At 63.9% G+C, this 21,736-nt stretch carries 17 protein-coding genes; 12 read left to right on the top strand and 5 right to left on the bottom strand.

The window, feature by feature from the left end; translation table 11 throughout:
• Window positions 1-11: 11 nt before the first annotated feature.
• Window positions 12-662, bottom strand: a complete 651-nt coding sequence (locus tag QEN71_RS25020; RefSeq protein WP_201660962.1) for an OmpA family protein — start codon at window positions 660-662, stop codon at window positions 12-14.
• A 269-nt stretch (window positions 663-931) separates the two neighbouring features.
• Here QEN71_RS25020 and apbC point away from each other — a divergent pair, with 269 nt between their 5' ends.
• The 8 genes from apbC to QEN71_RS24980 all read left to right on the top strand — a co-directional run bounded on the left by apbC (window position 932) and on the right by QEN71_RS24980 (window position 8,668).
• Window positions 932-2,020 carry an iron-sulfur cluster carrier protein ApbC gene (gene apbC, locus QEN71_RS25015; RefSeq protein ID WP_201660959.1) on the top strand — a complete coding sequence of 363 codons (1,089 nt, stop codon included), beginning with the start codon at window positions 932-934 and terminating at the stop codon, window positions 2,018-2,020.
• A gap of 188 nt (window positions 2,021-2,208) precedes the next feature.
• Entirely contained in the window at window positions 2,209-2,742 is a 534-nt protein-coding gene (locus QEN71_RS25010; protein WP_201660956.1) for a superoxide dismutase family protein, read from the top strand.
• A gap of 312 nt (window positions 2,743-3,054) precedes the next feature.
• Window positions 3,055-3,624 carry a dCTP deaminase gene (gene dcd, locus QEN71_RS25005; protein WP_028369318.1) on the top strand — a complete coding sequence of 190 codons (570 nt, stop codon included), beginning with the start codon at window positions 3,055-3,057 and terminating at the stop codon, window positions 3,622-3,624.
• 82 nt (window positions 3,625-3,706) lie between these two features.
• Window positions 3,707-5,989, top strand: a complete 2,283-nt coding sequence (locus QEN71_RS25000; protein ID WP_201660953.1) for an arginine/lysine/ornithine decarboxylase — start codon at window positions 3,707-3,709, stop codon at window positions 5,987-5,989.
• Complete coding sequence (locus tag QEN71_RS24995) at window positions 5,989-6,690, top strand: lysozyme inhibitor LprI family protein (RefSeq protein WP_377791923.1); 702 nt, start codon at window positions 5,989-5,991, stop codon at window positions 6,688-6,690. Before QEN71_RS25000 ends, QEN71_RS24995 begins: the two co-directional genes overlap by 1 nt.
• Before the next feature lie 221 nt (window positions 6,691-6,911).
• Window positions 6,912-7,589, top strand: coding sequence for a CsgG/HfaB family protein (locus QEN71_RS24990; protein WP_201660950.1), 678 nt, complete (start codon window positions 6,912-6,914; stop codon window positions 7,587-7,589).
• 36 nt (window positions 7,590-7,625) lie between these two features.
• Window positions 7,626-7,991 (top strand): DUF4810 domain-containing protein, encoded by a 366-nt coding sequence (locus QEN71_RS24985; protein WP_201660947.1) that lies wholly within the window; start codon window positions 7,626-7,628, stop codon window positions 7,989-7,991.
• Entirely contained in the window at window positions 7,988-8,668 is a 681-nt protein-coding gene (locus tag QEN71_RS24980) for a DUF799 domain-containing protein (protein WP_377791915.1), read from the top strand. Before QEN71_RS24985 ends, QEN71_RS24980 begins: the two co-directional genes overlap by 4 nt.
• Before the next feature lie 59 nt (window positions 8,669-8,727).
• Here the strand turns inward: QEN71_RS24980 and QEN71_RS24975 are convergent, their stop codons facing one another.
• The 3 genes from QEN71_RS24975 to QEN71_RS24965 form a co-directional block, all read right to left on the bottom strand.
• On the bottom strand, window positions 8,728-9,648 hold the full coding sequence (locus QEN71_RS24975) for a bestrophin family protein (protein WP_201660944.1): 921 nt from the start codon (window positions 9,646-9,648) through the stop codon (window positions 8,728-8,730).
• 174 nt (window positions 9,649-9,822) lie between these two features.
• Window positions 9,823-11,229 (bottom strand): argininosuccinate lyase, encoded by a 1,407-nt coding sequence (gene argH / locus QEN71_RS24970; protein WP_201660942.1) that lies wholly within the window; start codon window positions 11,227-11,229, stop codon window positions 9,823-9,825.
• A 127-nt stretch (window positions 11,230-11,356) separates the two neighbouring features.
• A complete protein-coding gene (locus tag QEN71_RS24965) occupies window positions 11,357-12,169 on the bottom strand; it encodes a helix-turn-helix transcriptional regulator (protein WP_201660940.1) in 813 nt (270 codons plus the stop codon).
• 153 nt (window positions 12,170-12,322) lie between these two features.
• Here QEN71_RS24965 and QEN71_RS24960 point away from each other — a divergent pair, with 153 nt between their 5' ends.
• Window positions 12,323-13,075, top strand: a complete 753-nt coding sequence (locus QEN71_RS24960) for a class I SAM-dependent methyltransferase (protein ID WP_201660937.1) — start codon at window positions 12,323-12,325, stop codon at window positions 13,073-13,075.
• 632 nt (window positions 13,076-13,707) lie between these two features.
• Here the strand turns inward: QEN71_RS24960 and ppc are convergent.
• Window positions 13,708-16,809 (bottom strand): phosphoenolpyruvate carboxylase, encoded by a 3,102-nt coding sequence (gene ppc / locus QEN71_RS24955; protein WP_201660934.1) that lies wholly within the window; start codon window positions 16,807-16,809, stop codon window positions 13,708-13,710.
• Window positions 16,810-17,174: 365 nt separating this feature from the next.
• On the opposite strand from ppc, the gene hemC reads away from it, so the two are divergent.
• From hemC to QEN71_RS24940, 3 genes are read left to right on the top strand one after another with little or no spacing between them, the layout of a single operon-like run.
• Window positions 17,175-18,158 (top strand): hydroxymethylbilane synthase, encoded by a 984-nt coding sequence (gene hemC, locus QEN71_RS24950; protein WP_201660931.1) that lies wholly within the window; start codon window positions 17,175-17,177, stop codon window positions 18,156-18,158.
• Window positions 18,158-20,218 carry a fused uroporphyrinogen-III synthase HemD/membrane protein HemX gene (hemDX, locus tag QEN71_RS24945; protein ID WP_223960899.1) on the top strand — a complete coding sequence of 687 codons (2,061 nt, stop codon included), beginning with the start codon at window positions 18,158-18,160 and terminating at the stop codon, window positions 20,216-20,218. The genes hemC and hemDX overlap by 1 nt, the downstream gene beginning before the upstream one ends.
• 2 nt (window positions 20,219-20,220) lie before the next feature.
• Window positions 20,221-21,411, top strand: a complete 1,191-nt coding sequence (locus QEN71_RS24940; protein WP_201660928.1) for a heme biosynthesis protein HemY — start codon at window positions 20,221-20,223, stop codon at window positions 21,409-21,411.
• Window positions 21,412-21,736 lie beyond the last annotated feature (325 nt).

The raw sequence follows: 21,736 nt of genomic DNA, 5'->3' as shown, positions 1-21,736 counted from the left end.
CCCCGAAAAACTTACTGCGCGTGCTGCGCCATTGCGCGCAGGTAGATCTCGACGCGACGGTTCTGCGCGCGGCCCGTTTCCGTGTTGTTGTCGGCGATCGGCTGGGTCGCACCCATGCCCGTAGCCGACAGGCGTTGCGCCGCGACGCCGTCCGTGGCGAGTTGCTGCGCCACGCTCTGCGCGCGGTTGACGGAAAGCGTCTGGTTGTACGCCGGCTGACCGGTGCTATCCGTGTGGCCCACGACTTGCGCGACCACTTCCGGGTTCTGGTTCAGCGTTTGCGCAACCTGCGTCAGCACCGGCGCGAACGACGGCTTGATCGCGTAGCTGTTGGTGTCGAACGTGACCGAGCTGGGGATGTTCAGCTTGAGCGAGCCGTCCGGCTGCTCGGTGATCTGCGTGCCCGTGCCCTTGGTCGCGCCGCCGAGCTTGTTCTTGATGTTCTGCCAGTTGTAGCCGGTCACGCCGCCGACTGCCGCGCCGACGCCCGCACCGATGGCCGCGCCCTTGCCGCCACCGAAGATCGCGCCGAGTGCGGCGCCCGTGCCCGCGCCGACGCCCGTGCCGACAGCCGTGTTCGTGCCTTGCTGGGTCGCGCAGCCGCCGAGCAGTGCTCCGACGACAGCCAGTGCCGACAGGCGGGTCATGATTTTTGCATTCATATGGATCCTCTCTTGAATAAACGGTCGACGGATGCAAGGGCTCGCGAAGCGCGCCGACAGCCGGAAAGGGTCTTCCGGCAGGCCCCGGCATCAGCCACTACAATGACGACTGGGCAGGCGGCGATTCGGCCCTATTGCAAAACTTGCGCGGCAAAGCGTGCCAATGAGACAGGTTTTAGGCAATGCCGGCTAACAATTTCTTTCAATATTTCACGCGCGTGGCGCAGACTTCGATCGCGCACCGCGTCAAGCGTTCCCACGGAGACTCAATGAGCATCGATCGGGCTTTGGTCGACGCGGCCCTCGCGGCTGTGACCGACCCCAACACCCAACGGCCCTTCGCAGCAGCGAAGAACTTCAGGAACGTGAATGTCGATGGTGCCACGGTCGGCGTCGACGTGGTACTCGGCTATCCGGCCAAGCGTCAGTTCGACGCAATCCGCGCGCTTGTCGAGAATGCGCTGCGCGCGGTGCCCGGTGTCGCCGATACCCGCGTGCAGGTCTCGCAGGACATTGCTGCGCACACGGTGCAGCGCGGCGTCAAACTGTTGCCGAACGTGAAGAACATCGTTGCCGTCGCGTCGGGCAAGGGCGGCGTCGGCAAGAGCACGACGGCCGTGAACCTGGCGCTCGCGCTCGCGAGCGAAGGCGCGTCGGTGGGCATTCTCGACGCGGACATCTACGGTCCGTCGCTGCCGATGATGCTCGGCATCGAAGGCCGCCCCGAGTCGCCCGACGGGCAGTCGATGAACCCGATGGCGGGTCACGGCGTGCAGGCGAACTCGATCGGCTTTCTGGTCGAGCAGGACAATCCGATGGTGTGGCGCGGTCCGATGGCAACGTCGGCGCTCGAACAGTTGCTGCGCCAGACCAACTGGAAAGACCTCGACTATCTGATCGTCGACATGCCGCCGGGCACGGGCGACATCCAGCTCACGCTGTCGCAGCGCGTGCCCGTGACGGGCGCGGTGATCGTCACGACGCCGCAGGACATCGCGCTGCTCGACGCGAAGAAGGGCTTGAAGATGTTCGAGAAGGTCGGCATTCCGATCCTCGGCATCGTCGAAAACATGGGTCTGCATATCTGCTCGAACTGCGGCCACGAGGAGCACATCTTCGGTACGGGCGGGGCGGAGCGCATGTCGAAGGAATATGGCGTCGACGTGCTGGGCAGTCTGCCGCTCGATATCGCGATCCGTGAACAGGCCGACTCGGGCCATCCAACGGTCGCCGCGGACCCGGACGGCCGCGTCGCGGAGATCTATCGGACGATTGCGCGCAAGGTCGCGATTCATATCGCCGAGCGCTCGCGCGACATGAGCTCGAAGTTCCCGACCATCGTCGTGCAGAACACGTAACGCGCGTCATCCGGCGACGCTGTGCGGACCTCGAAGCGTCCGCGCAGCGCCGCTTGCGGTAACCGAACAAGTCTTCAGGGGGCGGGTAGAAAGGGGTCTGAATGCGGCCCTGCTCGCGGTATCATGTCGGCTTCATCAGGTCCGGCAACGCGGTCGCGGGGACGGCCGGCGCTCGACAAGAGGATCGCATGAGAAAACGAATCGGCGGCGAGGCGATCAAGACCATCGTCGTCCTGGCTGCGACCAGCGCCCTGCTGTCAGGGTGCATGGGCTTCCTGAAGCCACAGGAGAAACGCGCGGATGCGCAACTGCTGCCGACGCTGGGCAACCAGACGCGCGGCATGGTCACGTTCATCGAGCGCGCGGACGGCGTTCAGGTCACCTACAACCTCACGGGCCTTCCGCCGAACAGCGATCACGCGCTGCAGGTTCACGAGCGCGGCGACTGCAATTCCGCCGATGGTTCGGGTGCGGGCGCCGTGTTCGCGCCGGCTGCGGAGCGGTTGAAGTCGGGTACGCGCGTCGAAGGCGACCTCGGCAATATTCACGCTGACGCAGCGGGTGTCGCGGCGGGCTTCATCGTCGCGCCGGACGTGTCGCTCGACGGCGTGCGCTCGGTGCTGCAGCGCGCCGTGCTGCTGCATCGCGAAGCCTCCGATCCCTACGCGTATCCGCAACATGGCGCCGGTCCTGCGCTCGCTTGCGGGTTGATCCGTCAATAAGCGCGTCCGCTCGCGCTCTGCGGCTTCTCTGCAGCTCAACTCCGTCTTGCCAATCGTTTGCGCGCCGCGCAAAAGTCAGTTTTTCCACCTGTTTCCGCTTCCAGATCCGTGCTCATTCGCTTTGCATCATCGAGCGTTGCTTCCGCGTTTCCAGGACTCGTGCGGCGTATCAGCGAACACGATTCAGCTCGCATCGGGCACGGCCGCCGTGTTCGCGTAAAATAAGCGCCTTTCGTCCGGCGGCACGTGCTGCGAAAGCGGCGCGCAAGCGTCAGCCGGCCTGATTTCACCTCCCGTCAGCAGCGTTCACCTATGAGCATCAAATCCGACAAGTGGATCCGGCGCATGGCCGCAGAGCACAAGATGATCGAGCCGTTCGCGCCGAATCAGGTGCGCGCGACGGAAGACGGTCGCAAGATCGTCAGCTACGGCACGTCGAGCTACGGCTACGACATCCGCTGTGCCGACGAATTCAAGATCTTCACGAACATCAACTCGACGATCGTCGATCCGAAGAACTTTGACGAGAAATCGTTTGTCGATTTCAAGGGCGACGTCTGCATCATCCCGCCGAACTCGTTCGCGCTCGCGCGCACGGTCGAATATTTCCGCATTCCGCGCAGCGTGCTGACGGTGTGCCTCGGCAAGTCGACGTATGCGCGTTGCGGCATCATCGTCAACGTGACGCCGTTCGAGCCGGAATGGGAAGGGCACGTTACGCTCGAATTCTCAAATACGACACCTTTGCCTGCGAAAATCTACGCGAACGAAGGCGTCGCGCAAGTGCTGTTCTTCGAAAGCGACGAGATCTGCGATGTGTCCTATGCGGATCGCGGCGGCAAGTATCAAGGTCAGCACGGCGTGACGTTGCCGAAGACCTGACAAACAACGCGCATTGAATCACCAGTTCCGGGTGACCGCTGCGCTTCACTGAGCAGCGGTCGTTCTTTTTGGAGAATCGCCCATGAAGTTCCGTTTCCCCGTCGTCATCATCGACGAAGATTTCCGCTCCGAGAACATCTCGGGTTCAGGCATCCGGGCGCTTGCCGAGGCCATCGAAAAAGAAGGCGCGGAAGTGCTGGGTCTCACGAGCTATGGCGATCTGACGTCGTTCGCGCAGCAGTCGAGCCGCGCGTCGTGCTTCATCCTGTCGATCGACGACGATGAACTGCTGCCCTACGTCGAGAACAACGACGGCGAAGCGCCCGACATCGCGCCCGCGATCATCGATCTGCGCGCATTCGTCGAAGCGGTGCGCAAGCGCAACGCGGACATCCCGATCTTCCTGTACGGCGAAACGCGCACGTCGCGCCACCTGCCGAACGACATCCTGCGCGAGCTGCACGGCTTCATCCACATGTTCGAGGACACGCCGGAGTTCGTCGCGCGCCACATCATCCGCGAGGCGAAGGTGTATCTGGATTCGCTTGCGCCGCCGTTCTTCAAGGAACTGGTGCAGTACGCGGACGAAGGCTCGTACTCGTGGCACTGCCCGGGCCACTCGGGCGGCGTCGCGTTCCTGAAGAACCCGCTCGGCCAGATGTTCCACCAGTTCTTCGGCGAGAACATGCTGCGCGCGGACGTCTGCAATGCCGTCGACGAACTCGGCCAGCTGCTCGATCACACGGGCCCGGTTGCCGCGTCGGAGCGCAACGCGGCGCGCATCTTCAGCGCGGATCACCTGTTCTTCGTGACGAACGGCACGTCGACTTCGAACAAGATCGTCTGGCACGCCACCGTTGCGCCGGGTGACATCGTGCTGGTCGACCGCAACTGCCACAAGTCGATCCTGCACGCGATCACGATGACGCACGCAATTCCCGTGTTCCTCACGCCGACGCGCAATCACTTCGGCATCATCGGGCCGATTCCGCGCGACGAGTTCAAGCCGGAAAACATCCGCAAGAAGATCGAGGCGAATCCGTTCGCGCGCGAGGCGCTGGCGAAGAATCCGAAGGTCAAGCCGCGTATTCTGACGATCACGCAGAGCACGTACGACGGCGTGATCTACAACGTCGAAATGATCAAGGATCTGCTCGGCGATCTGCTCGATACGCTGCACTTCGACGAAGCGTGGCTGCCGCACGCCGAGTTCCACGAGTTCTATCAGGACATGCACGCGATCGGCGCGGGCCGTCCGCGTACGGGCGCGCTGGTGTTCGCGACGCACTCCACGCACAAGCTGCTGGCGGGCATTTCGCAGGCGTCGCAGATCGTCGTGCAGGACTCGGAGAACAGCACGTTCGACAAACACCGCTTCAACGAGGCGTATCTGATGCACACGTCGACGTCGCCGCAATACGCGATCATCGCGTCGTGCGACGTGGCGGCCGCAATGATGGAGCCGCCGGGCGGCACGGCGCTGGTCGAGGAATCGATCGCCGAAGCGCTGGATTTCCGCCGCGCGATGCGCAAGGTCGACGCCGAATACGGCGACGACTGGTTCTTCAAGGTCTGGGGCCCGGAAGAGCTGGCGGAAGAAGGCATCGGCTCGCGCGAAGACTGGATGCTGCGTCCGAACGACCGCTGGCACGGCTTCGGCCCGCTCGCGGACGGCTTCAACATGCTCGACCCGATCAAGGCGACGATCATCACGCCGGGCCTCGACGTGGACGGCGAATTCGGCGAAACGGGCATTCCCGCTGCGATCGTCACGAAGTATCTGGCCGAGCACGGCATCATCGTCGAGAAGACGGGTCTGTACTCGTTCTTCATCATGTTCACGATCGGCATCACGAAGGGCCGCTGGAACTCGATGGTCACGGAACTCCAGCAGTTCAAGGACGACTACGACAACAACCAGCCGCTGTGGCGCGTGCTGCCCGAGTTCGTCGCGCAGCATCCGGCGTACGAGCGCATCGGCCTGCGCGATCTGTGCGAGCAGATCCACAGCGTCTACCGCGCGAACGACATCGCGCGTCTGACGACGGAGATGTACCTGTCGAGCATGGAACCGGCGATGAAGCCGTCCGACGCGTTCGCGAAGCTCGCGCACCGCGAGATCGACCGCGTGCCTATCGACGAACTCGAAGGCCGTGTCACGTCGATCCTGCTGACGCCGTATCCGCCGGGCATTCCGCTGCTGATTCCGGGCGAGCGCTTCAACCGGACCATCGTGAACTACCTGAAGTTCGCGCGTGAATTCAACGAGCGCTTCCCGGGTTTCCATACGGATATCCACGGGCTCGTCGGCGAAACGATCAACGGACGCATCGAGTACTTCGTCGATTGCGTGCGCGATTCGTGATGATGCGCACGGCGTTGCACACGCTCGCGTCGGGGTTGACGCTGTCGATTGCGCTGCTGGCCGCGCCCGTCGCAGCGCATGCCGAAGTCGCCGCCGCCGATCCCATCGACGCATCGATGCGCACGTGCCTCGCGCGCGCGGACATGTCGTCGACGGTCGGCCAGGTGCAGTGCATGGACACGGCGCGGCTCGCGTGGCAGACGTCGATGGATCAGTCCTTCCAGCAGCTGCAGTCGAATGTGACCGACGCCCAGCGCAAGAAGTGGGACGAGAGCCAGAAGCGCTGGAAGGCCTGGCGCGAAGCCGACGGCAAGCTGCTTGCCGCCGTGCTCGCGACGACGCACGGCACGTCCTATCAGCTGGCCGGTGCCGACCTGCAGCTGCAGCCGGTGCGCGACCGAGCGCTCGCGCTGCGTGCCGCGGCGGCGCAGGCGGGCAATCAGGATCCGAAGAAGCGCCCGCGCGCGTGTTCGTTCGACGCGCAATGCGAGCACGCGATGTTCGATCTGAACCGCTACTACCGTCGATTGCACGCGAAACTGCCTGCGCATTCGCGTCCTGTGCTCTCGCGCGCGGAACGTGCGTGGACCGCTTACCGCGATGCGACCGTGCCCTTGATGGATGCGCACTCGCAAGTCGATATCGTCGGTGCGCGCGTCGCGCAACTCAAACGCATGGGCGACACGGCCGGCAACGACTGAGCCGTGCGTTCTTCAATCCCGTTCGAACCTTCAGAGCCGCACGGCCATCTCATGCGCGCAGCATAATGTCGTGCTTCGCGTGACAGTTTTTTAAAGTCGCGTCGATATGTGCCGTTATCTTACGTTCCGTTACCGGAACGCCGGATGGATGCGCGCACATAGCACGCCCGATTCAAAAGGCTTCCGGGACATGGGCCAATCTTTGAACGGGATGAACAATCTTGAGAGCAAAATCACCTTGCGTACTGCTCGTCGCCGCGGCCGTTGCTGCGGCACTGAGCGGGTGCGCGACGGAAGCGTCGCGCGCGCTGCCGACGCCTGTAGTCAGTAGCGCATCTGTGCCGTATGCCGGCAAACCTGTCCCCGTCGCCGTCGGCAAGTTCGACAACCGTTCGAGCTATATGCGCGGCATCTTCTCTGACGGCATCGACCGCGTCGGCAGCCAGGCGAAGACCATCCTCGTCACCACGCTGCAGCAGAGCCGTCGCTTCTCCGTGCTCGAACGCGACAATCTCGGCGAGATCAAACAGGAAGCTGCGATCGCCAACAAGACGCAAAAGCTGAAGGGTGCGAACTACGTGATCACGGGCGACGTGACCGAGTTCGGCCGCAAGGAAGTCGGCGACCAGCAGCTGTTCGGCATTCTGGGCCGCGGCAAGAGCCAGGTCGCGTACGCGAAGGTCAGCCTGAACATCGTCGATACGACGACGTCCGAAGTGATCGCGTCGAGCCAGGGCGCGGGCGAATACAGCCTGTCGAACCGCGAGATCATCGGCTTCGGCGGCACTGCTTCGTACGACTCCACGCTCAACGGCAAGGTGCTCGACCTCGCCATCAAGGAAGCCGTCAACCATCTCGTCGAACAGGTCGACGCGGGTGCGTTGCAGGCGGCGAACTAAGAACCAAGAACGACAACACTTCGAAACCACGAGACCATGTCGAATATCAAGAACAGGCTGACGGGCCTCGCGCTGCCCGTCGCGGCAGTGTGCGCGCTGCTGTCGGGATGCGCGAACACCAAGACGGCTTCGCTGTATCAATGGGACGGCTATCAGCCGCAGGTCTACGAATACTTCAAGGGGCAAAAGAGTCCGCTCGAACAGATCGACGCGCTCGAAAAGGCTCGCCAGCAGATGCTCGCGAAGAATGCCTCGGCGCCGCCGGGATTCCATGCGCATCTCGGCATGCTGTACGCGAGCGTCGGCAAGGACCAGGAAGCGAAGCAGGAACTGCTCGCAGAAAAGCAGTCGTTTCCTGAATCGTCGACCTACATGGACTTTCTCCTGAGCAAATTCCAATGACCATCACCCGCTTTTTCTCATTGAAACTGATCGCCGCGTTATCCGTTCTCGTGTCGTTGACGGCGTGCGTGGCGCACGCACCGCGTCAGGCCGACTACACCGCGTTCCGCAACAGCAAGCCCAAATCGATTCTCGTCCTGCCGCCCGTCAACAACACGGCGGACGTGAACGCGACGTACGGCATGCTGTCGCAAATGACGCTGCCGCTCGCCGAAGGCGGCTACTACGTTGTGCCCGTCGTCGAGATGGAAGAGACGTTCAAGCACAACGGCCTGACCACGCCGACCGACATCCAGAATGTGTCGCCCGAGAAACTGCGCAGCATCTTCGGCGCGGACGCCGCCGTGTACACGAAGATCTCGCAGTACGGTTCGAAGTACATGATCGTCGACAGCACGACGGTGGTGTCGGCGAATGCGAAGCTCGTCGATCTGAGTTCAGGCGATACGCTGTGGTCCGGTTCCGCGAGCGCGACGGGCAAGGAGCTGGGCACCAATGTCAACGTCGGCGGCGGGCTGATCGGCGCGCTCGTGCAGGCGGCCGTGAAGCAGGTCGCGCATACGCTGAGCGACGAGTCGCACGACGTAGCGGGACTGACGAGCAACAGGCTGCTGTCGAGCGGCGGCCCGAACGGTCTGATGTACGGTCCGCGTTCGCCGAAGTACGGCACGGACTGATGCTCTGACGACGCGCGCGCCGGTTGGATCGGCGGCGCGCGTCGTGCCTCATGCTCACTCTAGCTGAGCAGATAGCCGTCCTTCGGCGCGATCTTCGTGAGGCACGGCTGTGCGAGCAGATCGCGCGCCGCATCTTCGATGAACGCGGACAGCGCGTCGAGCGCGAGGTCGTTGTCGTCGGTGCCGAACGGCTCTTCGATCTGCGACGCGATCGCGTCGAGCGCCATAAAGGTGTACGCGACGAACACCGAAAACAGCGGCGTGAACGCCCCGACGCTTTCCACGAGTCCGAACGGCAACGCCGCGCAGAAGAAATACACAGTGCGGTGAATCATCACCGAATACGCGAACGGCAGCGGCGTCGATACGATCCGCTCGCAACCGCCGAGCACATCCGATAGTCCGTTCAGATTGCGGTCGATGGCCTGCACGGTCCATGCGTCGAGCTTGCCGGCGCGCGCCTGCCGCTGCGTCCATTCGCCGAGCCAGAGCATGATCGTCGCGGGCCGGTAGCGCGATGCCATCACGCGCTCGAAGAGCGGCTTGTCGAGCCGCGTCGACAGATCGTGCGCCGGATCCGTGCCGCGCAACTGATGCCGCAGCGCATGCGCGAATGCGCCCAACGCGTGCACGAAGGCTTGCGTATCGCTGGCGGGAATGTCTCCCGTCGGCATCGTCAGCACCTGACGCGTCAGCGAGCGCGTTTCATTCAGCAGCCGTCCCCACAGCTTGCGCGCTTCCCAGTAGCGGTCGTACGACGCGCTGTTGCGAAAGCCGAGGAAGATAGCAAGCGCAATGCCGATCAGCGAGAACGGCGTCGTACTGACGTTGACCGTGATCCGGAGCACGTGAAGGTGCACGCCGAGCGCGACCAGTGAGATCGCGAAGATCAGGCAAAGTCGCGGCAGCAGTTCGGGCAGCACGGAACCGCGCCACGCGAGCAGCATGCGGAACCAGTGGAGTTGTGGGCGGATGATCATGACCGTGATTCGTAAAGCCGAGGGTTGCCGTGATGTTAGCCGACGAGGCGCAAAGCAAGGGAAAGACGGGAGCGACCGATTGTCTCTGCGTCTTCGCGGCGCAAACATGGCACAAACAAAAAAGGCGGGCTCTCGCAAGAGAGTCCGCCTTTCAGCATTCGAACGAAAGCGTTATCAGCCGAGCGTAGCCCGCACAGCAGCAATCGCAGCACGCACCTGATCCGGCGCAGTGCCGCCCGGATGGTTCCGGCTCGCCACCGAGCCTTCGAGCGTCAGATAGCCGAACACATCGTCGCCGAGCAGCGCGGCGACGTTCGGCAACTCGGCCTTCATCTCGTCGAGCGTCAGATCGGCCAGGTCGCATCCACGGTCGTCGCAAACCTTCACGGCATGCGCGACGGCTTCGTGCGCGTCGCGGAAGGGCAGGCCGCGCTTGACGAGGTAATCGGCGAGATCGGTTGCCGTCGAGAAGCCTTGCAGCGCGGCCGAGCGCATCGCGTCCGGCTTGACCGTGATGCCCGCGACCATTTCCGCGAAGATGCGCAGCGTGTCGGCGACGGTATCGACGGTATCGAACAGCGGTTCCTTGTCTTCCTGATTGTCCTTGTTGTACGCGAGCGGCTGGCCCTTCATCAGCGTGAGCAGCGCCATCAGGTGGCCGTTCACACGGCCCGTCTTGCCGCGCGCCAGTTCGGGCACGTCGGGGTTCTTCTTCTGCGGCATGATCGACGAGCCAGTGCAGAAGCGGTCGGCGATATCGATGAAGCCGACGCGCGGGCTCATCCACAGCACGAGTTCTTCCGAGAAGCGCGACACGTGTGTCATCACGAGCGCCGACGCGGCCGTGAATTCGATCGCGAAGTCGCGGTCGGAGACGGCATCCAGCGAGTTCGCGCAGATGCCGTCGAAGCTGAGCGTCTTCGCGACGGCATGACGGTCGATCGGATAGCTGGTGCCCGCGAGCGCCGCTGCGCCGAGCGGCAGACGGTTCACGCGCTTGCGGGTGTCGAGCATGCGCTCGGCGTCGCGCGAGAACATTTCGACGTAGGCGAGCAGATGATGGCCGAACGTCACAGGTTGCGCGACCTGCAGGTGCGTGAAGCCCGGCATGATCGTGTCGGCGTTCTTTTCCGCGAGGTCCAGCAGCGCGACGCGCAGATCCTTCAGCAGATCGCCGATCCGGTCGATCTCGCCGCGCAGCCACAGGCGGATATCGGTCGCGACCTGGTCGTTGCGCGAGCGGCCCGTGTGCAGGCGCTTGCCGGCATCGCCGATCAGCGCGGTCAGGCGCGCTTCGATGTTCAGGTGCACGTCTTCGAGGTCGAGTTGCCATTCGAACTCGCCGCGCTCGATTTCACCCTTGATCTGCGCCATGCCGCGCTGGATCGCCGCGAGGTCGTCGGCGCCGATGATCTTTTGCGCGGCCAGCATCGACGCGTGCGCGAGCGAGCCTTCGATGTCGACGAACGCGAGACGCTTGTCGAAGAAAACCGACGACGTGTAGCGCTTGACGAGTTCCGACATCGGCTCGGAGAAGCGAGCCGACCAGGCTTCGCCTTTTTTATGCAGTTGGGACGTCATGGTGATGGGCAGTGTGCGAGGTGAAGACGCGAACGGCGCGGCATGCGTGCTGCCTGCTGCGTCGCCTTGAAGGAGACAACGATTTTAACACCCGCGGCGCGGGCGGCTTTTCCGCCGACGGACGCGATCATTCGGCCAGCAGCACGACGAGCTTCAGGTCTTCGCGGTGCGCGGGCTTGAAGGTGATCTGGTTGTAGACGACGAGGCCGTCGCGCGGATGATTGAACTGGCGCTGGCCGCCTTCGCGCTCGTTGACGTCCTGCGACGCCCAGAAGCGCGAGAAGGCGTCGCTGGCGGCGGCGAGCGAATCGATCAGCGAGCGCGTGGGCGCGTCGTTCTGGTGACGGATCGAATCCGCGCGATATTCGGCGGCGAGGCGCCGCGCGCGGATTTCCCAGTCGACGATCAGCGTGCGGGCTGCCGGCGACAGAAACGTGTAGCGCAGCAGGTTGCGGTCGTGATCGTCGTCCAGCCAGCCGACGAACAGATCCGACGCCGGCGCGTTCCACGCGAGCGCGGTGAACTGACGGTCGAGCACGTACGCAGGCGCGTTCACGAGCTGGACGGTCTTGAGCAGCATCGTGGGGGCATCGGCGGCGGCGGGGTCCGGCTCGGCGGGATCGCGCTGCGCGGCCAGTTCGAACAGATACGCGCGTTCCGCGCGCGACAACTGCAGCGCGACGGCGATACGCGCGAGGGCATCGGCGGAAGCGGACACGGGCCGACCCTGTTCGATCCACGTGTACCAGGTCGGACTCACGCCGCACAACTGCGCGACTTCCTCGCGACGCAGACCGGGCGTGCGGCGGCGCGGACCGGGCGGCAGCCCGACGGCTTGCGGCGACAGACGCTCGCGATGCGCGCGGATGAATTCGCCGAGCGCGCGGGCGGGCGACGCATCGAGCGGCGGGACGGAATCGGCAGGAGACGGCGTGGTCATGGGGCGACTGCGATGGCTGGTAATCTCGATACCAGAATAATTGGTTGACTTGTACCGGTACAGGGCGGGCTCTATTGTAGCGACTGGAACGGCCGGTGCGAACAGGCGGGCCGCTTCCGAAGTTCGACACGACCTCACAAACGGGAGCACACGATGAAGCATCACGATCAGGTGGCCGATGCGTTCGGCTCGACGGCGGCCGCATATTTGACGAGCCAGGTTCACGCGACGGGGGCGGACTTGCAGACGCTGGCGGCATCCGTGGCCGCGACGCCGGGCGCGGCGGTGCTCGATATGGGTTGCGGCGCGGGGCATGCGAGTTTTGCGGTGGCGGCGCATGCTGGATCTGTCGTTGCGTACGACATCGCGCCGCAGATGCTCGCTACCGTTGCTTCTGCCGCCGCCGAGCGCGGGTTCAGTAATATCCGCACGCAGCAGGGCGCGGCCGAGAAGTTGCCGTTCGCGGATGCATCGTTCGACTGGGTCGTCAGCCGGATGAGTGCGCATCACTGGCACGACGTGCCGTTGGCGCTTGCCGAGGTGCGGCGAGTGTTGAAGCCGGGCGGGCGCGTGCTGTTCATCGATATTGCCGGGAGCGAGCATCCGTTGCTCGATACGCATTTGCAGGCCGTCGAGGTGTTGCGCGATGGCTCGCATATTCGTGACTATCGCGCGGATGAGTGGGTTTCGTTTTTTGCTGCCGCCGGTTTTGAAGTTGATGTTCGCCAACGGTGGCGGCTTGATATTGAGTTTGGGTCGTGGGTCGCCAGGATGAGGACGCCTGAGGCGCGGGTTCTTGCTATTCGGGCTTTGTGGGGGTCTGCGCCGGATGAAGTCCGCGATTACTTTGATGTTAAAGATGATGGGTCTTTTAAGCTCGATGCTCTGATGATCGAGGCCTGGTGATTTTTTTGTCTGCGGCACCAGTCGCCATTCTTTGTTTTTTGCTGCGGTGGCATCCGCGTTTTCGTATTGGTCTATTAGCGTTGCCCTTGTGCGGGGCGGCAGTTACTTTCTTTGCCGCGGCAAAGAAAGTAACCAAAGAAAGCCGCTTTTAAACCTCCGGTGCCTGCCAGGTTCGCACTACGGTATGCCGCAGTTGAGCCGTCGCGCAGCGACGCAAACACTCCGTAGAAAGCCCGCAGTCCGGTATGCGCAGCGTGAAGGGTTACGCCCAGTTAGGGCAAATTCGGCCGGAGTGTTTTTTGTGCCGTCGGTTTGATTGCGGCTGTATGTGCTCCAGACTATGCGCGGGGCTATCGCGCCGCGCGCGATTGACTGTGGGCTTTCTACGGAGTGCGGATGTCGCTGCGCGACGGCTCAACTACGGCATGCCGCAGCGCGAACCTGGCGGGCACCGGAGGTTCAAAAGCGGCTTTCTTTGGTTACTTTCTTTGCCGCGGCAAAGAAAGTAACTGCCGCCCCGCACAGGGGCAACGCTAATAGACCGATATGAAACCGCGGATGCCAGCGAAGAAAAAAAACAAAACGGGCGACAAGCGCCAAAAAAAGCACAAGCCGCCCGCAGGGCAAAAAAATCAACCAGTATTCCTCAACCCAGCAGCAATCCCATTAATAGTGAGATGAATCCCGCGCCGCACGCGCACATTCGTATCCCCACCGCGATGCCGCTTCAAGAGTTCAACCTGCAGGTGATTCAAAGGATCGAGATACGGAAACCGATTCTTGATCGACCGCGCGAGCAACGGATTATCGGAAAGCCGCTCCTTGCGGCCAGTGATTTCGGAAAGCACATTGGAAGTGCGTTCCCACTCAGCCACGATCCGCTCAAACACATGCTTGCGCAGCTTCTTGTCAGTGACGAGCGCGGCATAACGCGACGCCACCGCGAGATCGGTCTTCGCCAGCACCATGTCCATGTTGGAGAGCAGATTCGAAAAGAACGGCCACACCTTGTGCATCTTGCGCAGCTGATTCAGACGACGCTCACGCTCGACATTCGTATCCGCCGCATCGAGCCAGCCGGCCACGGCGCTGCCGAACCCATACCAGCCCGTCAGCAGCAACCGGCATTGCCCCCATGAGAAACCCCAAGGAATCGCGCGCAAGTCTTCGATCTTGCGTTGCTTCGGATCCTGCAGCTTGCGCGAAGCCGGACGGCTGCCGATGTTCAGCTCGGCGATCTCCGCAATCGGCGTCGACGAGAAGAAGTAGTCGGTGAAGCCGGGCGTTTCGTAGACCAACGCACGATACGACGCCATCGCCGCATCCGACAGCGTCTGCATCACGTCCTCGAACTCGGGCAACTGCGCGGGCGAATTGCCGTGCGGCAGCAGCGAAGCTTCGAGCGTCGCGGCGACGACCGTCTCCAGATTGCGTCGGCCGATTTCCGGATTGCCGAACTTGCTCGCAATCACTTCGCCCTGTTCCGTCAAACGGATCTGACCGTCGACGGTGCCCGGCGGCTGCGACAGGATCGCCTGATACGTCGGGCCGCCGCCGCGTCCGACGGTGCCGCCGCGTCCATGGAACAGACGCATCGTGATGCCGCGCTCGTTGAAGAGCGACACCAGCGCCAGTTCCGCGCGATACAGCTCCCAGTTCGACGTCAGGAAGCCGCCGTCCTTGTTGCTGTCCGAATAGCCGAGCATCACTTCCTGCTCGTTGCCCTGGTTCTCGATGATGGCATCGATGCCCGGCAGCGCGAGCAGATCGCGCATGATGTGCGGCGCGTTGCGCAAGTCGGGAATCGTCTCGAAGAGGGGAATCACCATCACGCCCGCGCGCGCCGCTTCGACGGGATGGCCGAGCGTGCCTTGCAGCAGGCCCGTTTCCTTTTGCAGCAGCATCACTTCGACGAGATCGCTGACCGTCTCCGTGTGCGAAATGATGTAGTTGCGCACCGCGCGCGCGCCGAACTTCTCGCGCGTCACGCGCGCCTGTTCGAGCACGCCGAGTTCGCTCTTCACGAGGTTCGAGTACTCGACATACGGCGAGCGCAGCAGACGCGGCTGCGCGAGTTCCGCCAGCAGCACGCGCAGCTTTTCCGCTTCCGTGAGCGCCGCGTAGTCGCTTTCGACGCCCGCGCAGCGCAGCAGCTCGGCGATCACTGCTTCGTGAATGTCGGAGCTTTGACGCAGATCGATGCTCGCCAGATGGAAGCCGAACACTTCGGCGGCGCGCGTCAACGGCGACAGACGCGGCGTCGCGAGCGACGCGCCATGATGCTCGGCGAGCGAATCGATCAGCACGTGCAGATCGCGCACGAACTCGGACGAATCGTCGTAGGGCACGGCACGGATCGGCGGGATGCCGGGGCCAGCGCTGCGCACGGGCACGACGCCTTCGCCGAGACGCACGCGTGCGCTCGCGGCGAGGCGCGTGTACATGTGGATCAGCGCGCGGCGATAGGGCTCGTCGGTGCGGTGCGGCGAGTGATCGGGCGATGCTTGGGCAAGCGCCTTCAGCTCGTCGCTCGCGCCCGCCAGCAGGTTCGACACCGACAGTTCCGCGCCGAGCTTGTGCACCTGCTCCAGGTAGTGTTCGAAAATCACTGCCGCCTGGCGCGTGATCGCGTTTTCGAGCGTTTCGCCCGTCACGTTCGGATTGCCGTCGCGGTCGCCGCCGATCCAGCTGCCCATCTGGAAGAAGGGCGGCAGACGCGCATCGAGACCGTGCTCGACGAGCGCTTCTTCGATATCGGCGTAAAGCTGCGGAATTTCTTCGAGGAACGTTGCGCGGTAGTACGACAGCGCGTTCTCGATTTCATCGGCGACCGTCAGACGCGAATCGCGCAGCATGCGCGTCTGCCACAGCGACGTCACGCGCGCGCGCAGCAGCGAGTCGTTCTGCAGATGCTCGCGCGCCGTCAGCGGCTGGTCGCGTTCGGCAAGCAGACGCGCGATGTCGTGCTGCGCGTCGAGAATGCTCTTGCGCTGCACTTCCGTCGGGTGCGCCGTCAGCACGGGGACGATCAGCGCGTCGTTGAAGAACTGCTGCAGCACGGGCGTGGCGGCGGCATTCGCTTCGACGAGCCGGTCGAGCGCATGCGCGATCGTGCCCGGTTGCGACGTCGAGCCGGCCAGATCGTGAATGCGGTGGCGACGGTTGCGATGGCGATCTTCCGCGATGTTCGCCAGATGCGAGAAGTAGCTGAACGCACGCACGACGCTCACCGTCTGTTCGGGCGAAAGCGCGCGCAGCTTCTTGTCGAGCGCCTGCGCGGCGACGCTGTCGTCCTCGCGACGAAAACGCACAGCCGTCTGACGAATCGTTTCGACGACGTCGAACACTTCGTCGCCTTCCTGCTCGCGCACCACGTCGCCGAGCAGCCGCCCCAGATAGCGGATGTCTTCGAAGAGCGGCTGGTCCTTGTCTTCACGCGTGCGGGCGTTGTCCTTCAGGGCGGGCGCCCCGCCGTTCTTGCCCGCTTTGGGCTTGCGCGCGGCTGCCTGCTTGCCGTCCGCCTTGATGCGTTTCGATGTGCCGTTGACGGGCGCCTTGGCCGTCACAGCCTTGGTCTTCGTGGATTTGCCGGTTTTGCCGGAGTCGAGGGCTTGCGTTGCTTTCAGGGCCTTGGCGGCCTTGGAAGCCTTGGCAGCGGAAGCGGCCGATGCGGGGGCGGCATCGGGCGAGGCAGTAGTGCGGCGGGCAGGGCGCGCCGATCCGGAAGACGTCACGATGTTTCCTCAGGAAAGCCAGGGTCTAAAGAATGGTGAACTGCAACTGCGATTACTGCGGGGAACTGCGTTCAAAGCCTGTCAACGATGGCGCGCGCGGCGGAGGAAAGGCCGGTGGCGCGTGCTGTGCCGCATCAAATCATCGCGCATGCGGCGCATCGACGCGCGCACGACCGTGCTGGGGCTTCTGGCGGCCACGCAAGTCACGATCGATGCGGCTGGTGGACGGGCTCGCGCGCAGGGAAGCGGCAGGCCTGTCTCCTCCGTCTAACTTGCTTCGGCATGGCCGTGCGGCCAGCGAGAGGTTGCCGAAGCGCGTGCTAACATTGTTTGTTATTACATCCCGTCGTTCAATGACTCAAACAATGAATTCCGAGACGCTTGCGCCCACGCCGCCCGCCACGCTTGTGATCGCGTCGCGTGAGAGCCGGCTTGCAATGTGGCAGGCCGAGCATGTGCGGTGTGCGCTGCACAAATTATATCCATCTTGTGACGTAAAAATCCTCGGAATGACGACACGCGGCGATCAGATTCTCGATCGTACGCTGTCGAAGGTCGGCGGCAAGGGGCTGTTCGTGAAGGAACTGGAGAACGCGCTCGCCGACGGCCGCGCCGATCTCGCCGTTCATTCGCTGAAAGACGTGCCGATGGAACTGCCCGAGGGCTTCGCGCTGTCGACCATCATGGAGCGCGAAGATCCGCGCGACGCGTTCGTCTCGAATCAATACGACTCGCTCGCCGCGCTGCCGCCCGGCAGCGTGGTCGGCACGTCGAGCCTGCGCCGCGAAGCGATGCTGCGCGCGCGTTATCCCGAACTGGTCGTGAAGCCGCTGCGCGGCAATCTCGACACGCGGCTCGGCAAGCTCGATCGCGGCGATTACGCGGCCATCATTCTCGCTGCGGCCGGTTTGAAGCGCCTGGGCCTCGGCGACCGCATCCGTTCGCTGCTCGATCCCGCGGATAGTCTCCCTGCCGCAGGCCAGGGCGCGCTCGGCATCGAGATTCGCGCGGACCGCGCCGATCTTGCCGCATGGCTCGCGCCGCTGCATCACGAGCACACGGCGGCTGCCGTCGAGGCGGAGCGCATGGTGTCGCGCGCGCTGGGCGGCAGCTGCGAAGTGCCGCTCGCGGCGTACGCGACGTGGCATGACGGCGCGCTGCATCTGCGTGGCGTCGTCGCGACGCCGGACGGCCAGCGCGTGTTGAGCGCGCAGGCATCGTCGCCTGCACCGACCACGGGTGCCGCGCTCGAACTGGGCCGCGACGTCGCGAGCCAGCTCGAAGCGCAAGGCGCACTCGAGATCGTCCGCGCGCTGTCCACCGCGAGCGGCCCGGCCGCTTCCGCGTGATGGCGGCCGGCTCGAATCCGACACCCGACGCATTCCCGTCCAAGGACGGCGCAGGCTCGTCGCATCCGCCGGGCTCGCGCCTGACGGTCGTGCTGACGCGCCCGGCGGGGCAGTCCGAGGCGTTGGCCCGGACACTGCACGATGCCGGTGTCGCAACCGTCGAATTTCCTCTCATCGACATCGCCGCCACGGACGACCCAGCGCCGCTGCGCGCGGCGCTCGCGTCGCTGGAAAAATACGCGCTCGTCGTGTTCGTGTCGCCGAACGCCGTCGACCATGCGTTCGCGAATCACGACGCGATCTGGCCGCATGCGCTGCCCGTCGGCGTCGTCGGTCCGGGCAGCGTCGCCGCGCTCGCGAAGCACGGCGTCGAGGCGCCCGCGTACCAGGTGATCAGCCCCGGCCATGCCGCCGACGACAACGGCGACGGCGCGCGCTTCGATTCCGAGGCGTTGTATTCCGCGCTCGAAGCGTCGCTCGGCGAGAACGCGTTCGAAGGCAGGCGCGTGCTGATCGTGCGCGGCGACGGCGGGCGCGAGTGGCTCGCCGACCGTCTGCGCGAAGCGGGCGCCGAAGTCGAGACCGTCGCCGCCTACCGGCGCCTCGTGCCCGAGCCGTCGATCGGCGCGTGGTCGCGCATTCACGCGCTGCTGTCGGACGAATCGACGGCGCCGCACGCGTGGCTCATCACGAGTTCCGAAGGCGTGCGCAATCTCGCCGAACTCGCGCAAGACCACCTGACGGCCAGCGAGCAGACGCATCTGAAGCGCGCGACGTTCGTCGCGCCCCATCCGCGCATCGCGGAAACCGCGCGGGCATTGGGTTTTGATAGCATTACGGTGTCCGGTGCAGGCGATGAACGCATTGCCCGCACGCTGTTGTCTCTCGCGGCACCGTCCGAAGTTCCACCGGTCCAGTCCAACCCGGCACAAGAACGCATGTCTGATACCAACGCATCCACGACTCCCACGCCTAACCCCGCGCCGCGGCCCGCCAACACGCTGCCGCCGAATCAACCCTTTACGCCTTACGAAATGCAGCAGCCCAAACCCAAGGGCAATGGGCTGCTGTGGGTTGTCATTGCGCTGGTGTTGTTCGCGGCGGTGGCGGGCGGCATTGCGCTGAACCGCCGAATCATCAAGCTCGATCAGCAGTTGTCGCATCGCCAGCAGACCAATGACGCCCAGACGGCCGAGTTGCGCGTGAAGACGGATCAGGCCGTCGCGACCGTGCGCCAGGCCGACGCGCAGATCGCGCAACTCGAAGGCAAGCTCGCCGATGCGCAGAATTCGCAGCAGGCGTTGCAGCAGCAATACGCCGACCTCGCGCGCAACCGCGACGACTGGACGATGGCCGAAGTTGGCCAGATGCTGTCGGCGGCGAGCGAGCAATTGCAGCTGACGGGCAACACGCAACTCGCGCTCTTCGCGCTGCAAAGCGCCGACACGCGTCTCGCCGCATCGGATGGCGCGCAGGTGCTGGCCGTACGCAAGGCGATCGCCGAGGACATCGACAAGCTGAAGTCCGCGCCGTCCACCGACCTGACGGGCCTTGCGATCAAGCTCGATAACGCGATCGAGCAGATCGACCAGCTGCCGCTGTCGGGCGAGGCGCCGATTGCGCACGCCACGCCGCATGCATCGACGCCGAAGGACGTCGACCGCGTCGCCGCGGCGACGGGCGAGCCGAAGTGGAAGGTGTGGTGGAACCAGTTCGTCGCGGGCATCGGCGAGCAGCTGACCAGCCTCGTGCAGGTGCGCCGCATCGATCACGCCGACGCGATGCTCGTCGCGCCGGATCAGGGCTATTTCGTGCGTGAGAATCTGAAGCTGCGTCTGCTGTCCGCGCGGCTTGCGCTGCTCGCGCGCAACCAGACGACGCTGAAGTCCGATCTTCATTCCGCCGACAGCACGCTTGGGCGCTATTTCGACGCGTCGTCGAGGAACGTGCAGACGGTGCGCGACCTCATCAAGCAGGTCGACGAGGGCTCGGGCGCCGTCGATGTGCCGAACCTGAATACGAGCCTGCAGGCCGTGCATCAATACCGGAACCGGGGTTAATCATGGCGCTGCGTGGACTCCTCTGGCTCGCATTCCTGTTCGCGATTGCCGTCGTACTCGCGATCGTTGGACGCTTCGATACCGGACAGGTGCTGCTCGTCTATCCGCCGTACCGCGTCGACATTTCGCTGAACCTGTTCATCGTCGGCATCATCGTTGCGTTCATCGTGATGTATATGGTGCTGCGTATCGTGCGCAACATCTGGCGTATGCCGCAGCGGGTCGCCGCGTATCGCGCGCGTCAGCGTGTCGCGAAGGCGCATGCGGCGTTGCGCGATGCAATCGGCAATCTGTATGCAGGCCGTTTCTCGCGCGCCGAGAAGGCTGCGCGCGATTCGCTGATCAATCCCGACAACAAGGGCGCGGCGGGGCTGATCGCCGCGAACGCCGCGCACCGGATGCACGAGTACGCGCGCCGCGACGAGTATCTCGCGCAGATCGATTCGTCCGACTGGCAGGACGCGCGTCTGATGGCGACGGCCGACATGCGCGCCGATGGCCGCGATGCCGACGGTGCGCTGCTCGCGCTGACGGAGATGCAATCGCAGGGCGGCCGACGCATTCACGCGCAGCAGATTGCGTTGCGGGCGCAGCAGCAGTTGAAGAACTGGGGCGAAGTGCTGAAGCTCGTGAAGACGCTGGAGAAGCGCGAGGCGATTCATCCCGCGGTGGCTGTGCGCCTGCGACAACTGGCGGCTGAGAACCTGCTGCGCGACCGTCGTCACAATGCTGATGCGCTGCTCGAACTGTGGCATTCACTGACGCCGACCGAGCGGCATTCGCCGCGTCTCGCGGATCTCGCGGCCGAGTTGCTCGTCGCGCTGAACCGTCCGCATGAGGCGCGCAAGATCGTCGAGGAAGCGCTCGCGCAGAACTGGGATGCGAGGTTGTTGCGGCGGTATCCCGATACCACGGGCGGCGATGCGTTGCCGCTCATTCAGAAGGCGGAAGCTTGGAGGAAGGAACGTCCCGAAGACGCCGATCTGATGTTCGCGCTGGGGCGTTTGTGTCTGCATCAGCAGTTGTGGGGGAAGGCGCAGTCTTTCCTTGAGCAGGCTCTTAAGCTCGCTGATAACGAGACGTTGAAGATTCGGTCTCATCGGGCACTTGCCCGGTTGCATGAGCAACTCGGGGATGCTGATAAGGCTGGCGCGCATTATCGGGAGAGTGCGCTGGCGATGAATATCGTTTAAGTTTTTTTGTCTGCGACGCTAGTCGCCATTCTGGTTTTTGCTTTTTGTTTTTCGTTCTTTGGGTGCGCTGGCATCCGCGGTTTCGTATCGGTCTATTAGCGTCGCCCCTGTGCGGGGCGGCAGTTACTTTCTTTGCCGCGGCAAAGAAAGTAACCAAAGAAAGCCGCTTCAAACCTCCGGTGCCCGCCAGGACACCGCCGCGGCATGCCGCAGTTGAGCTGTCGCGCAGCGACCTCCCCACTCCGTATAAAGCCCGCAGTCAACCGCGCACGGCGCGAAAATCCCACACAGTTTGGAACACATGCCGCCGCAAATCGACGGCAAA

The organism is Paraburkholderia sabiae, from assembly GCF_030412785.1.
Classification (GTDB): Bacteria; Pseudomonadota; Gammaproteobacteria; order Burkholderiales; family Burkholderiaceae; genus Paraburkholderia; species Paraburkholderia sabiae.
Note: the sequence above shows the minus strand (reverse complement) of the source record. Positions and strands in the feature narration are given on the sequence as shown.